Origin of the sequence: Streptomyces sp. NPDC015144 (genome assembly GCF_043079735.1) — a bacterium.
Lineage (GTDB): Bacteria > Actinomycetota > Actinomycetes > Streptomycetales > Streptomycetaceae > Streptomyces.
In genome coordinates this window covers 76,873-92,722 of sequence record NZ_JBIBUU010000004.1, presented here as the reverse complement: position 1 = coordinate 92,722, position 15,850 = coordinate 76,873, and the positions used below count along the sequence as shown (strand labels likewise).

Sequence of the window (15,850 nt, the reverse complement as noted above, 5' to 3'; positions counted from 1 at the left end):
GGGCGGTCCAGGTGGGGTGGTGGGGTGGACCAATGGCGGTGGCGGCCGCGAGGGCGGGGCGGCGGTCCGGAGGAGGGGGAGTGGTCAAGGGGGGAATGCGGGCCGGGTGGGCCTTTCGTGGTGCCGGGGAACCAATGCCGTCGACCGGGTGGGTCCGAGGTGGACGCATGGCGACCGGCGGGTGACCGCACTTGACCGAAAGCGTATGGGTGGCCGCGACGCGATCCGCGGGCGGTCGTGACGCGATCCGCGGTGAGGGGCCCGGTGTCGGGCGGAAGCGCCGGGCGGAGATGCGGGGCGCAGGCGCCGGGCAGGGGCGCGCCCCCTCGTACCGGCCGGTGCGAGAGGGCGTGCGGGAAGCGGGGTCTCCGCCGGTTCAGCAGCCGTTCAGGATGGTCTGCAGGGCGTTCTTCTCCGCCGGGTCGACGGTGAGGTCGTAGTAGTGCTTCACGTGGACCCAGGCCCGCGCGTACGTGCACTTGTACGCGGCCCGCGGCGGCATCCACTTGGCCGGGTCCTTGTCGCCCTTGGCCTGGTTGACGTTGTCCGTGACCGCGATGAGCTGGGGGCGCGTCAGATCGTTGGCGTACGCCTGCCGCTGGGCGGTCGTCCAGCCGCTGGCGCCCGACCGCCAGGCTTCGGCGAGCGGCACCATGTGGTCGATGTCCAGGTCGGAGGCGGCGGTCCAGGTCGCGCCGTCGTACTCCGAGTACCAACTGCCGCTGACGGCGGCGCAACTGGTGTTCGTCTCCACGTTGGTGCCGTCGCGCTTCAGGACCACCTCGCGGGTGTTGCAGGCGCCGGACTGGGTGATCCAGTGCGGGAACTTGTCGCGGCTGTAGCCGTCCGACGAGCCCTCGGCGGCGACGGTGAGCTGGCTCAGGTAGGTGCGGGCCGTCGAGGCGGCGACCGGCGTGGGCATGGCCGCCTGGGCGGTGGGCGCGGTGAACAGGCCGGCGGTTGCGGCCATGGCGACGGATGCGGCGACGGCGGCGATACGACGCGCGTAGACACCGGACATGCGAACTCCCTTGATGTGGGGGGAACGTGGACGGGCAACCCGTGAAGCCCGGCCATGGTGGCGGCGCCAGGTTTCCGTGGGGTGGGCGCCAGGTAACAGAGTGGCGACATGGGCACGTCAGTAGCAAGGGGTCTGGCCGACAAGCCTGGGGCTTGGGGGCGTACGTCCGTATCTGCGCGGGCGTATGTGCTGACGCGACGGCAGCTCGCGTTCACAGGAGGCCGGTTCGTGAGGGTGCCCGGGACGTTTCCGGTCATACAGTTGCGGCGTGCTGCTACCGGTCAACATCACCCTCGGGGTCGTGCTCGCCGTGCTGCTCGCGGTGGCCGCCGGGGTCGCCGCCCTGGCCTCGCTCGGGCGGTCCCGCGAGATTCTGCTGGCGGGACTACGGGCGGCCGTTCAGCTCGCCGGGGTCTCGCTGCTCATCGGCTGGGTGGTGCGATCGCTGCCGCCGACGCTGGGGTTCGTGGCACTGATGTACGCCGTGGCCGCGTGGACCGCGGGCCGGCGGGTCACCCGCAACGGCACCTGGTGGTGGGCGGCGCTGCCGATCGCGGCGGGGGTCGCGCCGGTGGTCGGGCTGCTGCTGCTCACCGGGCTTCTGCCGGTGAAGGGCATCGCGATGATCCCGGTGGTCGGCATCCTCATCGGCGGGGCGCTGACCGCGACCGTGCTGGGTGGGCGGCGCGCGCTCGACGAGCTGACGATACGTCGCGGGGAGGTGGAGGCGGGGATGGCGCTCGGGCTGCTCGACCGGGACGCGCGGATGGAGATCGCCCGCCCGGCCGCGGCGGACGCGCTGCTTCCGGGGCTGGACCAGACCCGGACGGTGGGACTGGTGACCCTGCCGGGGGCCTTCGTGGGCATGCTGCTGGGTGGCGCCTCACCGGTGCAGGCGGGCGCCGTGCAGCTCTTCGTGCTGGTGGCCCTGATGGCCGTGCAGGCGGTGGCCGTGACGGTGGTGCTCGAACTGGTCGCACGGGGGCGGCTGCACCGGGTGTGACGGGGCGCGGGGTTCGAGCGCGGGGGTGCCGCCGAAAGCCGGGGGCGTCGGCTACGGGCTCGGCCGCGTACCCGCCCCTCCTCCGGGGGTGGCGCGGCCTATCGGGCGGTTTTGATGTGCAGGTGGATCCGGCCGTCGGGGGCCGCCTCCACCCGCAGGTGCGTCAGGTCCGGCACGTGCGCGTCGGGGGAGAGGGTCGCGGCGCGCGGGCCGACGCCCATCACGCGCATGCCCGCGGCCCGGCCCGCCGCGATGCCCGCCTCGGAGTCTTCGAAGACGACGCAGTCCGCCGGGGCGAAGCCCAGCTCGGCCGCGCCCTTGAGGAAGCCCTCCGGGTCCGGCTTGCTGGCGCCGACGCTCTCCGCGGTGATCCGGATCTCCGGGATGCGCAGGCCCGAGGCGGTGAGCCGGGTCCGGGCCAGGGCTTCGTCGGCCGAGGTGACCAGGGCGTGCGGGAGGCCGGTGATCGCGTCCATGAAGGCGGCGGCGCCGCCGATCGGGACGACGCCGTCGGTATCGGCGGTCTCCTCGGCGAGCATGACCCGGTTGTCCGCGTAGTTCTGCTCCATCGGGCGGTCCGGGAGGAGGGCCGCCATGGTGGCGTACCCCTGCCTGCCGTGGACGACCTTGAGCGCGGCCTCCGGGTCCAGCCCCTCGCGGAGCGCCCAGCGCCGCCAGCAGCGCTCCACCACGGCGTCGGAGTTCACCAGGGTCCCGTCCATGTCCAGGAGGAGGGCGCGGGCGGTGAGGACGGTGGCCGGCATGGGCGGGCTCCAGGAAGCGGGTGCGAGGGGACAGCGGGAAAGAAGGGTCAAGCAGCCTCGCCCGCCGGTCAGGGGTGGCGGGCGGAGGCTACTTTGTTCCATCACGATACAAAGAGCTGTCCGGGAAAGCCAATCCCTGTCCTTCTTCTCCTCTTTTCTTAGGGAATGCTCCCACCTCTTTTCGGGAAGGTTCCCGGTTCGCTCAGGAAGGTCCCCGCCCCGTCGTCTCCGCCTCCAGGGCGCTGCGGGTGCGGGGGCCGTAGACCCCGGCGGGGTCGCCCTCGATGGACTTGTACGACTGGTAGACGAGCACCGCGCGCTCGACCCGGTTCGAGTAGTCGCCGTCGTAGGACCCGTGGAACAGCCAGACCTCCGCCAACCGGCGCTGGAGGTCGGCCACCGCCGGTCCCCGGTCCCCGGGGCGCAGCGAGGGCCCGGCCAGCGAGGCGGGCGGCGCGTCCGACGGTGAGGTGGCGGCCGGTGCCGAGGGGGCGGTGGTGGTCGGTGGGGGCGGGGCGGCGGGCCGGGAGGGCGACGGCTCCGTGGTGGCCGAGGCGGAGGGAGAGGGTGAGGCGGACGTGGAGGCCGGGGCGGGGGCCGAAGGGCTGGAGGAGGCCGGGCCGGAGGCCGGTGCCGACTCCGTGGCGTCGGCGTCCGCGCCGGGGAGGTCGGCCGCCGTACTGGGCAGGGCCCGCACCCGGTCCCCGTCCCCGCTCCCGTCGCCGCCACCGAGCAGCCCGGTCGCGAACGCCGCCGTGCCCACCACGGCGATCAGGGCCACCCCCGTCGCCACGGCCATGAACGGGCGGCGGCGCCGTGACGGCCCGTCCTCGTCGAGGAGCGCGGGCACCACGGTCGTGGGGGAGCCGGGGCGCCCGGCCGCGCCAGGGGCTTCGGAAGGGGCGCCGAAAGGGGCCGCCCCAGGGGTGTCGGAGGCGGTGCCGAAGGAGGCGTCGAACGCGGGGACGGCGGCGGTCGGTACGGCGTCCGGCAGCGGGCCCGCCGTCGCCGGGCCGAGTCGGAGTGGCATCGTCGTGGCCGCGTCGCCCTCCACGGCCTCGGCCGGGCGCGCCCGCCCCGGGGCCCCGGCCCCGGGCCCCTCCGGGGCGGACAGGTCGTTCCCCAGGGTCACGTACGGCCGGATCCGCAGCGGGTCGAAGTCCTCGGCGGCGTCCCGTTCCGCCCGGTCGGCCGCCACCCGCCCGGCCCGGTGCCGCTCCTCCTCGTGCCGCGCCCGGTCCCGCTCCGCCGCCGTGCGCCCGCAGGCGCAGCCCGGCCGGGGCGCGGAACCGTGGCCGGGCCCGCCGCCGGGTCCGTCGTCCGTACCGCACTCCGGGCAGATGTGTCCGGTCATGGTGGCCCCTCCCCTTGATAGCCCTGCGATTATGCAGCCCGTCCCGGTGCGTACACCCGCTCAGCAGGCCATAACCGTACGGAAAGGACAGGATAGGGATGTAGCGGACCCGAGGAGGTGTACATGGCCCGGCATGCGAGGATCCCTGCCCCGGTCTCTGCCCCGGCGCCCGGGGCGGAGCGCTCCCGGCGGTCCGTGCTCGTGGCCATCGGAGCACTGCTCCTCGGCATGCTGCTGGCGGCACTCGACCAGACCATCGTCTCCACCGCGCTGCCGACGATCGTCAGCGACCTCGGCGGTCTGGAGCACCTGTCCTGGGTGGTCACGGCCTATCTGCTGGCGTCGACCGCCGCGACCCCGCTGTGGGGCAAGCTCGGTGACCAGTACGGCCGCAAGAAGCTCTTCCAGGCCGCCATCGTCATCTTCCTGATCGGGTCGGCGCTCTGCGGGATCGCCCAGAACATGCCGCAGCTCATCGGCTTCCGGGCCCTCCAGGGGCTCGGCGGCGGCGGGCTCATGGTGCTGTCGATGGCGATCGTCGGCGACATCGTGCCGCCGCGCGAACGGGGCAAGTACCAGGGGCTGTTCGGCGCGGTCTTCGGTACGACGAGCGTCCTGGGACCGCTCCTGGGCGGCCTGTTCACCGAGCACCTCACCTGGCGGTGGGTCTTCTACGTCAACCTGCCGATCGGCGTCGTCGCGCTCCTGGTGATCGCCGCCGTGCTGCACATCCCGGTCCGCGGCGAGAAGCACGTCATCGACTACCTCGGCACGTTCCTGATCGCCGCCGTCGCCACCTGCATGGTGCTCGTCGCCTCGCTCGGCGGTACCACCTGGGCCTGGGGCTCGGCGCAGATCGTCTCCCTGTCCGTGCTGAGCGTGCTGCTGCTGGTCGCCTTCGTGTACGTCGAGCGCCGGGCCGTCGAACCGGTCATCCCGCTGAAACTCTTCCGGATCAGGACCTTCACGCTCGTCTCCGTCATCAGCTTCGTCGTCGGCTTCGCGATGTTCGGCGCGATGACCTATCTGCCGACCTTCCTCCAGGTGGTGCACTCGATCACGCCGACGATGTCCGGTGTGCACATGCTGCCGATGGTGCTGGGCCTGCTCCTCACCTCGACCGTGTCCGGCCAGATCGTCAGCCGCACCGGCCGCTGGAAGGTCTTCCCGATCGCGGGCACCGGCCTGACCGCCATCGGCCTCCTGCTGCTGCACCGGCTCACCGAGACCACCGGCACCTGGGTGATGAGCGGCTACTTCTTCGTCTTCGGCGCCGGACTCGGCCTGGTGATGCAGGTACTGGTGCTGGTGGTGCAGAACGCCGTCGGGTACGAGGACCTCGGCGTCGCCACGTCCGGGGCGACCTTCTTCCGGTCGATCGGGGCCTCGTTCGGCGTCGCCGTCTTCGGCACGATCTTCACCAACCGGCTCACCGAGAAGCTCACCGCCGCGCTCGCCGGGCACCCGCTGCCGCCCGGCGCCGGGGTGAACGGGCTGGCCTCCGATCCGCGCGCCATCGGACAACTGCCGCCCGCGCTGCGGCCCGCGGTGCTCCACGCGTACTCGACGTCGATCACCGACGTGTTCCTGTACGCGGCCCCCGTCGTGCTGATCGCCTTCGTCTTCGCCTGGTTCCTCAAGGAGGACAAGCTGCGCGGCTCGGTGACGGCCCCGGAGGTCAGCGAGACCCTGGCGTCGAACCCGGTGGAGCGGTCCTCGTACGACGAATGCGCGCGCGCCCTCTCGGTCCTCGCGACCCGGGCGGGCCGCCGGGAGATCTACCAGCGGATCACCGAGCGGGCGGGGTACGACCTGCTGCCCGCCGCGAGCTGGATGCTGCTGCGCATCCGGCGGCACGGCACGGTCGAACCGGCCCTGCTCGCCGACACCACCCCGGTGCCGCTGCGGGCGGTCACCGACGCGGCCCGCCAGTTGGAGGAACGGGGACTGGCCCGGCGGGAGGGCGTGCAACTGGTGCTCACCGAGACCGGCTCGGAAGTGGTGGTCGACCTCGCGCGGGCCCGGGAGGAGGCCATGGCCGAGCTGCTGGGCGACTGGTGGGGGCCGGACCGGCCGACCGACCTGGTCAGGCTGGTGGAGGAGCTGACCGCCGAGACCTGCGGTTCGAAGGAGGAGCGCCCGCACAGCCCCGCCCCGCAGCGCGACCACGCGGCCCGGGGCCGGCCCGAGCCCGGCGAGGAACCGACCTGAGCCGGCGAGCTCGGTGGGGGCGGCCGGGGGCGGCGGCCGGTGGTGGTCAGGTGGCCGGCGCGGACAGCTCCTTGGCGAACCAGTGCTCCGCGTACTGCCGCCGGTGGAACGCCGGGACCTCCCGGTAGCCGTGCTTGGCGTAGAGCCCGCGCGCCTCGACCAGGTCGTGGCGGGTGTCGAGCCGGAGGGTGCGGACGCCGAAGGCGCGCGCCGCCTCCTCCACGGCGGCCAGCAGCAGCCCGCCGCCGCCCGTGCCCCGGTGCTCCGGGCGTACGAAGACCCGGGTCAGCTCTGCGGTGTCCGCGTCCGTCACCAGCAGCCCGGCGCACCCCGCCGCCCGTCCGTCGCGGCGGGCGACGACGAACCGGCCGGTGGCTCCGGTGAGCAGGTCGGCCCCGTCGTCGGTGAGCCCCTCCTCGATCTCCTCGACGGTGGCGGGCCGCCCCCAGTAGCGGCTGGCCACCTCGTCGTAGTAGTCGCGGCGCAGCAGCGCGGCGTCGGGGGAGTCGAACGGCTCGGGGGCGACGGTCCAGGTCATGCGCGCATTGTGGCCGCGCCCCCGCCCGCCCGGTCAACCGGGTTTACCGGGGGCCGGGGGCCTTCGCCGTCCCCGCGCCGGGCCATCCGCAGCGCCACCGACAGCACCACCGCGCCGACCACCCCCGCCACCGCGAGCAGGGTCAGCACCCAGGCGGGCGTCCCGGCCACGGTCAGCAGCCGGTCCTCGAAGATCTCGGTCCGGTACGGGGTGTCCGCGTCGGCCGCGCGCAGCTCGTGGTCGTCGTCGATCAGTTCCGGGCGCGGGAACGACTGCTCGATCGCGGTGAGGAACACCGGCCCGCCGCCCGTCAGACCGGCGAGCGCGTCCGTGTCCGAGGACGCCGCCCGGGTGTCGATCCGGCCCGCGTACGTCACCTTCGGGGCGTTGCCGCCGATCCGGCCGCGCGGCTCCATCCGGTGCGCGGCGAGGACGTACAGCTCCAGCTCCTGAGGGTTCGCGGCGAGCTTCGACAGCCGCATGGGGTAGACCGGGCGGTCGCTGGCGAAGCGCAGCCGGAGCGGGTCGAGCGTGCCGCGGAGCGGTTCGGTGCCCTCCCGGGGCGTGAGGCGGACCGCGACGTACTCCCACTTCCGGTCGACGTACGGCTTCAGTGCCGTCGCCAGCCGGTCGGGCAGGTCGAAGCCGTTCTCCGCCAGCCAGGACCGGAGCGCCTCCGGGTCGTTCGCGGCCAGCCGCGCCACGTCGAAGGGCCCGAGCCGCTCGCGCCCCACCACCTCGACCGACGGCGCTCCGGGCAGCGGTGCGGCGGCCGAGTCCCCGGTGGTGCCGCCGAACGGCCAGTCGCGGTCCCGGGGCCAGAAGTAGTGCCTGGTCACATGGGTCGGCGTGGTGAGGCCGGACAGCTCGGAGAAGACCTCGGGATCACCGAGCTCCACGGTCGCGCGGTGCGGCACCGGCATGATCCACGCCGCCTCCGGGGCGTCCCCGCGCACCGTCAGCCGCATGACGATCTGCTCCGTGCGCCCGTCCCAGCCGACCACCGAGGTCTCCCGGTCGACCGCGACCCGGTTGTCCCGGCTGGGGACCATCGCCCCGCAGCCACAGGCGTACGCCGGGCTGATCAACGACCCCAGTTGCAGCGACACCAGCATCAGCAGCAGCGACAGCGCCCGCACCGGCCATCCGCGCCGGTCGCCCCGGAGACCACCGCGCCCGTCATCCCGGACACCCCGCTTCACCCCTGTGCGGTGCATGGAATGCCCGCCTCCCCCGTGACCGGCCCCGACCGACCGTGATCGACGAGGCATCGACGAAACACGGGGAAGGACGTGCGAACCCACGTTCCGGTTCCGGGCACCCGTGCGTGCGCGGATACGGGCGGCGGCGGCCGCGCGACCGTCCCGGCGGTCCGCAGGGCTCATGTATTCGATCTGCTTTCGGTCGTATGTCCGATCAAGGCGTGATGTCGGTCAAGTGAAGAGAGGGTGGATTACGTCCGTCTCGTCGTGCAATGCGAAGGTTTCACCGATGCCCGGTCCGAGCGACGGGCACCGGAACGGCGGAACGGCGGAAGGTTCGGCGCGGCGTGGCGAATGCGGAGCACAGGGTGCGCGGGGACGCGGCAGCGGGGAGCGGCGGCGACCGGACGAGGGTGGTCAGGGCCGCGCTCTGGCTGGTGGTCGCCGTACTGGCGGTCCGGCAGACGGCGACGGCGCTGGGGCGGCCGCCCGGGCAAGGCCTCACCGGACCGGAGACCTGGACCGGCCCCGGCGGCGTGCTGCGGATGACGGGATCGCTGTACGACGGCGACCGGTTCACCGGCACCCCGTTCGCCGGTCTGGTGCTGAGGACACCGGCCCGCGTCGCGGAACAGCACCTGGGGCTCGTCTGGACCTTCGGTTCCCTGCTGCTCGTCGCCGCGCTGGGCGTCGTCGCCGCCCGTGCGCTGCCGGGGCCGGTCTCCCGCCGCACCGCGCTGCTCGCCGCCCCCGTCGCGATCAGCCTGCTGATGGTGTCGCTGCCGGTCCGCACCGCTCTGCACCTGGGGCAGACCGGCGTCCTGCCGGTTCTTCTGGTGCTGCTGGGCTGCTTCGCGGTCCGGGGGGAGCACGCCCGCGGCGTCCTGATCGGGGTGGCGGCCGCGCTCCAGCCCACCGTGCTGCTCTTCGTCGTACTGCTCGGCCTGACCGGCCGGCGCCGGGCCGCGGTGACCGGCGGCCTCGCGTTCGCCGGCTGTACGGCGCCGGCCTGGGCCGTACGACCCGGCGACTCGTGGGCGTACTGGGTGCACCATGTCGCGGGCGCCGGGCTCGGCGGCGACGCGGCGGACCTCGCCAACCAGTCCCTGCACGGCGCGCTGCTCCGCTTCGGACTCACCGGACCGGCGGAGGTCGCGCTCCTCCTCGTGCTGGCCGGGGCCGTCTGCGTCCTCGGGCTGCGCCGGGCCGTGCGGTACGCGCGCGACGGGCAGCTGCTCCTCGCCGTCGCGGTGACCGGCTGCGTGGCCGTGGCCGTCTCGCCGACGACCTGGCCGCACCAGCTGCTGTGGGTGCTGCTCGCGGCGGCCGGCCGGGTCGGGAAGCGGGCCGGTGACCGGCGGCTCTGGCCGGTGGTCGTGGTGCTGGTGCTCACCCTGCCGGGGACGATGCTGCTGCCGAACCTCGCGGTGCTCGTCCCCGTACGCGACAACGTGCCGCTGCTCGCCGCGCTCGCCGCGGCCTGCGCCGTGCCGTTCCTGCCGCGCGCCTCGCCGTACTGGCGCGACCCCGTCCCCACCGTGTACGCCGCCCCCGCCCCGGGCCGCCGAGGGATGCGGCGGGTGCTCAGCCGGCCCAACCTGCTGCTGGAACTCCTGCTGATCAGGGTCGTCTACTCGGTGTACGCCCAGGTCAGGCTCGCGGCGACGGCCGGACGCGACACCGCGGAGCGGCACGGGCGGCAGATCCACGCCGTCGAGCGGTGGCTGCACATCGACATCGAGCACTGGGCCAACCGCACGGTGGCGGGCATCGCCCCGCTGCGGGGCTTCTTCGACTTCTACTACTCGACGTTCCACTTCATCGTGCCGCTGACGATCCTCGGAGTGCTGTACGTCCGCCGCCCCGCGGAGTACCGCTGGGCCCGCGCCACCATCGGCTTCGCCACCCTCGTCGCCCTCGTCGGCTTCTGGCTCTACCCGCTGGCCCCGCCGCGCCTGATGCCCGGCCTCGGCTTCATCGACACCGTCCACGGCGTCCAGGACCTCGCGCGGCCCGACTACGGCAGTCTGACCGCCGTGACCAACCAGTACGCGGCGATGCCGTCGCTGCACTTCGGCTGGTCGCTCTGGTGCGGGGTGGTCGTGGTGCTGCTGGCGCCGAGGGGGTGGATGAAGGCGCTGGGGCTGCTGCACCCGCTCCTCACGGTCTGCGCGATCGTCGCCACCGCCAACCACTGGGTGCTGGACGCGGTGGGCGGGGCGGTCGTGGTGGGGCTCGGCTTCGCCCTCGCCCGGCTGCTGACCGGGGGCCGGCGAAAGGACCCGGCGGTGGTCGTGCCCGGGGCGGCGAAGCCGTGGGAGGACCGGACGCCTCCGGCGGCGGCCGTGCCGGTGCCGAGGCCGCCGGACGACGTACCGGCACAGGGCGTCCGCAAGGGCTGACGGGCCGGGGAATGGCCGGAGGGGTGCCGGGACGCGCACATCGTCCCGGCACCCCTCCGGCGTGGATCGCCGCCCGACCAGCATCCGCCCGCCGGCCCCGGCCCGCCACTCGAACGGATCAGACGCCCCCCAGCACCCAGGTGGCCAGCGAGAGCGTGACCATGGAGACCACCGTCGAGGCCACCACGGCATCGCGGGCCACCCGGGTGTCCAGCCCGTACTGCTGGGCGTAGACGAAGGCGTTCTGGGCGGTCGGCAGCGCCGAGCAGAGCACCACGGCGAGCAGTTGGGGCCCCGGCAGCCCCAGCAGCGGGCCGCCGACGACGAAGGCGGCCAGCGGCTGGAGCACGGTCTTGAGTACCACCGCCACCACGGTCTCGGCCCGCGCCGGGCGGGGCCCGCCCGTGGCCGCGGCTTCCGCGTCGGCCGGGCGGGCGCGGAGCGAGAGCCCCAGCGCGACCAGGGCCGTCGGCACGGCGGCGGAGCCGAGCAGTTCGAGGGAGTGGGCCAGCGGGTGCGGCAGCCGCACCCCGAGGAGAGCGGCGGCCAGGCCCAGCAGCGACGCGAGGATGATCGGGTTGCGGACCGGCATCGTCAGCATCCGCCGCACCACGACACCCCGTCCGGAAGCCGCCCCGGCCCCTGTGCCGACCCCCGTGGCGCCCTGTCCGGAGCCCGCCCCGGCCCCCGCCCCGGCCCCCGTCCCGGAGTCCAGCAGCGTCAGGACCACCGGCGAGACCAGCAGCACCTGGAACAGGATGATCTGGGCGACGAACGAGGCGTCCCCGAGCACCTGGACGGCCACTGGTATGCCGAGATTGGCCGAGTTCACGTACCCCGACACCATGCCGCCGATCGCCCGGTCCGCCCTGCCCCGCCCGAACAGCCGCCCGGACAGCAGGAATCCGAGCCCGCAGACCAGCGCGGTGCCCGCCGCGAAGGCCACCATCGACGGATTGGCGAAGGACCCCGGACGCGCCTTCGACACCATGGTGAACAGAGCGGCGGGCATGGCCACATGGAAGACGAACCGGCCCAGCGCCGCCTCCGCGCCGGCCCCGAGCAGCCTGCCGCGTCCGACCCCGTACCCGATCGCGGTGAGCATCCAGATCGGGGCGAAGGCGGCGAGCAGGGCGGACATGCCCGCCATGATCCTCGCGCCGGCGTGCGCCCGGCGCACGGGGGTTGGCCCGTGCGCCGGGGGACGGTCAGCTCCCCGAGGAGTCCGTGGAGCCCGAGGAACCCGTGGTGACCCGGAGCTCCTTGATCCCGTTGAGCCACGCCGACCGCAGCCGCCGCGGGTCGCCGGTCTGCCGCAGGTCCGGCAGCACGTCCGCGATCGCGTTGAAGATCAGGTTGATCTCCATCACGGCGAGGGACTTGCCGAGGCAGAAGTGCGGACCGCCGCCGCCGAACCCGAGGTGCGGGTTGGGGTCGCGGGTGATGTCGAAGGTCTCCGGGCGCTCGAAGACCTCGGGGTCGTTGTTGGCCGAGGAGTAGAACAGCCCGACCCGGTCGCCCTTCCTGATCAGCTGGCCGCCCAGCTCGGTGTCCTGGGTGGCGGTCCGCTGGAAGGAGACCACCGGGGTCGCCCAGCGGACGATCTCCTCGGCGGTCGTCTCCGGGCGCTCCCGCTTGTACAGCTCCCACTGGTCGGGGTGGGTGAGGAAGGCGTGCATGCCGTGGCTGATGGCGTTGCGGGTGGTCTCGTTGCCCGCGACGGCGAGCAGGATCACGAAGAAGCCGAACTCGTCGGAGGAGAGGTTGCCCTCGCCCTCCGCCGCGACCAGCTGGGAGACGATGTCCTTGGCCGGGCACTCCTTGCGGGCGGCCGCCAGGTTCATCGCGTACGACACTATTTCCATGGCCGCCTCGGTGCCGACCTCCTCCGTGATCGCGTACTCCGGATCGTCGTACGCGGCCATCTTGTTGGACCAGTCGAAGATCTTGGACCGGTCCTCCTGCGGTACGCCGATCAGCTCCGCGATGGCCTGGAGCGGCAGTTCGACCGCGATGTTGGTGACGAAGTCGAAGGACCCGTCGTCGGCGGCGGCGGCGCGCGCGGTGTCGACGATGGAACGGGCCCGTGAGCGCAGCGCCTGTTCCAGCGAGCGCACGGCCCGGGGCGTGAAGCCGCGCTGGACGATCTGGCGGACCCGGGTGTGCTCGGGCGGGTCCATGTTCAGCATGATCAGTTTCTGGACGTCGATCTGGTCCCGACTGATCGATTCGTTGAAGCGGATGACCGCCGTGTTGATGTGCGAGGAGAACAGCTCCGGGTGCGTGGAGACGTACTTGACGTCCGCGTGCCGGGTGACGACCCAGTAGCCCGCGTCGTCGAAACCGGAGATGCCGGTCGGCTGGGTGCACCACCAGACCGGAGCGGTCTGCCGCATCTGTGCGAACTCCGGGTGCGGAATGCGGGATTGGAGCAGATCGGGGTCGGTGAAGTCGAACCCTTCGGGCAGATGGGGGCAGGACATCGGCAGCTCCTGGTCGGTCCGAGGGCCGTCCGGGCGGTGCCTGACGACCCATCAGAAGTTGACGGAAAGGTAGTAACGAGTTCTACAACTGGCAAGACCGGCGGTCCGATCTGTTGCGTGAAGAGTCGGTGGGGCCGGTGCGGAGCGGGCGCGAGGTCCGTGCAGCACTCTTGCGTACCGCGGGTAAGCCTCATAAGACTGCTTGCATAACTAGAACGCGTTCCATCCGCGGGCGCCGGGACGCCCCTGCGGAAGTGCGAGGAGAGGACGAGCTCATGGCCGCGGAACCCGTCATCGTCGAAGCCGTACGCACCCCCATCGGAAAGCGCGGGGGCGCGCTCGCCAATCTGCATCCCGGCTATCTGCTGGGCGAGACCTACCGAGAACTCCTCGGCCGTACCGGTATCCACGCCGACTGCGTCGAGCAGATCGTCGGCGGCACGGTCACCCACGCCGGGGAGCAGTCCATGAACCCGGCCCGCAACGCCTGGCTGGCCGTGGGCCTGCCGTACGAGACCGCCGCCACCACCGTGGACTGCCAGTGCGGCTCCTCGCAGCAGGCGTCCCACATGGTGGCCAACATGGTCGCGGCCGGGGTCATCGACGTCGGCATCAGCTGCGGCGTCGAGGCCATGTCGCGGGTGCCGCTGGGCAGCGGCTCCAAGCACGGACCGGGAAAGCCCTGGCCCGACGAGTGGAACGTGGACCTGCCCAACCAGTTCGAGGCGGCCGAGCGCATCGCCCGTAAACGCGGGCTGACCAGGGAGAACGTCGACTCCTTCGGGCTCATCTCGCAGGAGCGGGCCGCCGTCGCCTGGGCCGAGGAGCGCTTCAAACGGGAGACGTACGCCGTCCAGGTGCCGACCACCGAGGAGGAGCAGGCGGCCGGACACGGCATGTGGCGCCTGGTCGACCGGGACGAGGGGTTGCGCGACACCACCATGGAGGGGCTCGGCCGGCTCAAGCCGGTCATGCCGACCGCCGTCCACACCGCGGGCAACTCCTCGCAGATCTCCGACGGCGCCTGCGCGATCATGTGGGCGTCCAAGCGGATGGCGCGGGCGCTCAAGCTCAAGCCGCGCGCCCGGATCGTCGCCCAGGCCCTGGTCGGCTCGGACCCGCACTTCCATCTCGACGGGCCGATCGACGCGACCCGCGCGGTGCTCGGCAAGGCGGGCATGTCGCTCAAGGACATCGACCTCGTCGAGATCAACGAGGCGTTCGCGTCGGTGGTGTTGAGCTGGGCGCAGGTCTTCGAGCAGGACCTCGAAAAGGTCAACGTCAACGGTGGTGCCATCGCGCTGGGCCACCCGGTGGGCGCCACCGGGGCCCGGCTCATCACCACCGCCCTGCACGAACTGGAGCGCCGGGACAAGGAATTCGCCCTGATCACCATGTGCGCGGGCGGTGCGCTGGCGACCGGGACGATCATCCAGCGGCTCTGACGCGGTCGGGGCGGCCCCCGCCCGGGGGTGGTGCCAGGTGCACCCCGGGGCGGGGGTCCACGCCGATGTCGGCGCGGTCCGCCGCCTCATACCGTCGTGGCCATGGACAACGACAACACCAGCCGCACACAGGCCACTTCGCGCAAACGGCACGGAAACCGACGCGGCGCCCGTCGGACCGTCGCGGCCGCCGCGGCCCTGCTCCTCGCGGCCCTGGGCACCGCGCCGGCCCTCGCCCAGCAGCCTGCCGGAGCCATCGGAACCGCCGTGGTCTCCTCCGCGCACGCAGCGGGGGCCAGAGGGACCCTCCTGGGCGTCACCCCGGTCTCCGACCTCGACCGCGCGGACGTCGTCCGCTTCCTCGCCCCGACCGGCATGGACACCGGCACCGTCCGCCACGGACTGCGCGGCTACCGCCTCACCTACCGCACCGTCACCCCGCAGGGCGCCCCCACCACGGCGACCGGCCTCCTGGTCCTCCCCAAGGGCGGGCCGCACCGGCTCGACCTGGTCTCCGACACCCACGGCACCATGGCCCACCGCGACTACGCCCCCTCGGTCGGCGAGGACTTCGGGCGCATCGCCCCCTACCTCCACGCCTCCGCCGGCCGGGCCGTCGCCGCCCCCGACTATCTGGGCCTGGGCAAGGGCCCCGGCCGCCACCCGTACATGGACACCCGGTCCGCCGTCACCGCCTCGGTCGACATGCTGCGGGCCGCCCGCACCGCCGCCGGGCGGCTGGGGCGGCCGCTCACCGGTGACGTCTACGCCAGCGGCTTCTCCCAGGGCGGCCAGGTCGCGATGGCCCTCGGCCGGGCGCTCGACGGCGGCGCGGACCGGCACTTCCGGCTCCGGGCGCTCGCCCCCGTATCGGGCCCCTACGACATCGAGCACGCGGAGACCCCGGCGCTCTTCGACGGCGGGATCAACGACATCAGCGGTGTCTTCTACCTGTCGTACTACCTCACCGCGCAGAACCGGCTGCACCCGATCTACCGGGACCCCGCCGAGGCGTTCCGCCAGCCGTACGCGGACATCGTGGAGGGGCTCTTCGACGGCGAGCACACCGAGGAAGAGATCATCCCCGCGCTGCCCGCGACGGTGAAGGAGCTGCTCACCGACGACTTCTACCGCCGCCTCCAGCACCCCACCGGGGGCCTGCTGGCCGCCGCCCGCGCCCAGGACGGCAACTGCGCCTGGCGGCCCGGTGCGCCGGTCCGGCTCTACACCTCCGCCGGGGACACCGACGTGGTGATCGCCAACGCCCGGAACTGCGCCGCCGACCTGGCCGCCCGGGGGACCCGCGCCCCGGTGATCGACCAGGGGGCCACCGACCACACCGGTACGTATCTGACGTCGGGGCCGCAGATCGTGCGCTGGTTCGACGCCCTGGCCGCGCGCCGCTGAGCGGCCGCCGCCCCCGGAGC

At 73.3% G+C, this 15,850-nt stretch carries 12 protein-coding genes; 5 read left to right on the top strand and 7 right to left on the bottom strand.

Annotated features, from left to right (window positions below; genetic code table 11):
• Nucleotides 1–376 precede the first annotated feature (376 nt).
• The gene (locus ACF08W_RS09305; RefSeq protein ID WP_392278916.1) at nt 377–1,021 is read right to left on the bottom strand and encodes an HNH endonuclease family protein; all 645 of its coding nucleotides are present in this window, start codon (nt 1,019–1,021) and stop codon (nt 377–379) included.
• Between the two features lie 268 nt (nt 1,022–1,289).
• Between ACF08W_RS09305 and ACF08W_RS09300 the strand changes: the two genes are divergently transcribed.
• Nucleotides 1,290–2,024: an ABC transporter permease gene (locus ACF08W_RS09300; protein WP_392278915.1), complete on the top strand. Its 735-nt coding sequence runs from the start codon at nt 1,290–1,292 to the stop codon at nt 2,022–2,024.
• Nucleotides 2,025–2,122: 98 nt separating this feature from the next.
• On the opposite strand, the gene ACF08W_RS09295 is transcribed toward ACF08W_RS09300, so the two are convergent.
• Both ACF08W_RS09295 and ACF08W_RS09290 read right to left on the bottom strand, forming a co-directional pair.
• Nucleotides 2,123–2,788 carry an HAD-IA family hydrolase gene (locus ACF08W_RS09295; protein WP_392278914.1) on the bottom strand — a complete coding sequence of 222 codons (666 nt, stop codon included), beginning with the start codon at nt 2,786–2,788 and terminating at the stop codon, nt 2,123–2,125.
• 202 nt (nt 2,789–2,990) lie between these two features.
• Nucleotides 2,991–4,142, bottom strand: a complete 1,152-nt coding sequence (locus ACF08W_RS09290) for a peptidoglycan-binding protein (protein WP_392278913.1) — start codon at nt 4,140–4,142, stop codon at nt 2,991–2,993.
• Nucleotides 4,143–4,265: 123 nt separating this feature from the next.
• On the opposite strand from ACF08W_RS09290, the gene ACF08W_RS09285 reads away from it, so the two are divergent.
• Nucleotides 4,266–6,353 carry an MFS transporter gene (locus ACF08W_RS09285; RefSeq protein ID WP_392278912.1) on the top strand — a complete coding sequence of 696 codons (2,088 nt, stop codon included), beginning with the start codon at nt 4,266–4,268 and terminating at the stop codon, nt 6,351–6,353.
• Nucleotides 6,354–6,399: 46 nt separating this feature from the next.
• Here the strand turns inward: ACF08W_RS09285 and ACF08W_RS09280 are convergent, their stop codons facing one another.
• Complete coding sequence (locus tag ACF08W_RS09280; RefSeq protein ID WP_385204550.1) at nt 6,400–6,891, bottom strand: GNAT family N-acetyltransferase; 492 nt, start codon at nt 6,889–6,891, stop codon at nt 6,400–6,402.
• On the bottom strand, nt 6,888–8,006 hold the full coding sequence (locus ACF08W_RS09275) for a DUF2330 domain-containing protein (RefSeq protein WP_392279060.1): 1,119 nt from the start codon (nt 8,004–8,006) through the stop codon (nt 6,888–6,890). The genes ACF08W_RS09280 and ACF08W_RS09275 overlap by 4 nt, the downstream gene beginning before the upstream one ends.
• A 434-nt stretch (nt 8,007–8,440) precedes the next feature.
• Here ACF08W_RS09275 and ACF08W_RS09270 point away from each other — a divergent pair, with 434 nt between their 5' ends.
• Nucleotides 8,441–10,495, top strand: a complete 2,055-nt coding sequence (locus ACF08W_RS09270) for a bifunctional glycosyltransferase 87/phosphatase PAP2 family protein (RefSeq protein WP_392278911.1) — start codon at nt 8,441–8,443, stop codon at nt 10,493–10,495.
• A gap of 118 nt (nt 10,496–10,613) precedes the next feature.
• Here ACF08W_RS09270 and ACF08W_RS09265 read toward each other — a convergent pair whose 3' ends face one another.
• A complete protein-coding gene (locus tag ACF08W_RS09265; protein ID WP_392278910.1) occupies nt 10,614–11,636 on the bottom strand; it encodes an AEC family transporter in 1,023 nt (340 codons plus the stop codon).
• A 67-nt stretch (nt 11,637–11,703) separates the two neighbouring features.
• Nucleotides 11,704–12,978 carry a cytochrome P450 gene (locus ACF08W_RS09260; RefSeq protein ID WP_352279426.1) on the bottom strand — a complete coding sequence of 425 codons (1,275 nt, stop codon included), beginning with the start codon at nt 12,976–12,978 and terminating at the stop codon, nt 11,704–11,706.
• Between the two features lie 275 nt (nt 12,979–13,253).
• Here ACF08W_RS09260 and ACF08W_RS09255 point away from each other — a divergent pair, with 275 nt between their 5' ends.
• Nucleotides 13,254–14,423: a steroid 3-ketoacyl-CoA thiolase gene (locus tag ACF08W_RS09255; protein ID WP_352279424.1), complete on the top strand. Its 1,170-nt coding sequence runs from the start codon at nt 13,254–13,256 to the stop codon at nt 14,421–14,423.
• Nucleotides 14,424–14,525: 102 nt separating this feature from the next.
• Nucleotides 14,526–15,830, top strand: coding sequence for an alpha/beta hydrolase (locus tag ACF08W_RS09250; RefSeq protein WP_392278909.1), 1,305 nt, complete (start codon nt 14,526–14,528; stop codon nt 15,828–15,830).
• The last annotated feature ends 20 nt before the right edge of the window (nt 15,831–15,850 follow it).

Bases quoted from the DNA above. Each gene is read 5' to 3' on its own strand.
- ACF08W_RS09295 (WP_392278914.1), bottom strand. From the start codon at position 2,788: ATGCCGGCCACCGTCCTCACCGCCCGCGCCCTCCTCCTGGACATGGAC.
- ACF08W_RS09280 (WP_385204550.1), bottom strand. From the start codon at position 6,891: ATGACCTGGACCGTCGCCCCCGAGCCGTTCGACTCCCCCGACGCCGCG.
- ACF08W_RS09305 (WP_392278916.1), bottom strand. From the start codon at position 1,021: ATGTCCGGTGTCTACGCGCGTCGTATCGCCGCCGTCGCCGCATCCGTC.
- ACF08W_RS09285 (WP_392278912.1), top strand. From the start codon at position 4,266: ATGGCCCGGCATGCGAGGATCCCTGCCCCGGTCTCTGCCCCGGCGCCC.
- ACF08W_RS09255 (WP_352279424.1), top strand. From the start codon at position 13,254: ATGGCCGCGGAACCCGTCATCGTCGAAGCCGTACGCACCCCCATCGGA.
- ACF08W_RS09265 (WP_392278910.1), bottom strand. From the start codon at position 11,636: ATGTCCGCCCTGCTCGCCGCCTTCGCCCCGATCTGGATGCTCACCGCG.
- ACF08W_RS09250 (WP_392278909.1), top strand. From the start codon at position 14,526: ATGGACAACGACAACACCAGCCGCACACAGGCCACTTCGCGCAAACGG.
- ACF08W_RS09275 (WP_392279060.1), bottom strand. From the start codon at position 8,006: ATGCTGGTGTCGCTGCAACTGGGGTCGTTGATCAGCCCGGCGTACGCC.
- ACF08W_RS09260 (WP_352279426.1), bottom strand. From the start codon at position 12,978: ATGTCCTGCCCCCATCTGCCCGAAGGGTTCGACTTCACCGACCCCGAT.
- ACF08W_RS09290 (WP_392278913.1), bottom strand. From the start codon at position 4,142: ATGACCGGACACATCTGCCCGGAGTGCGGTACGGACGACGGACCCGGC.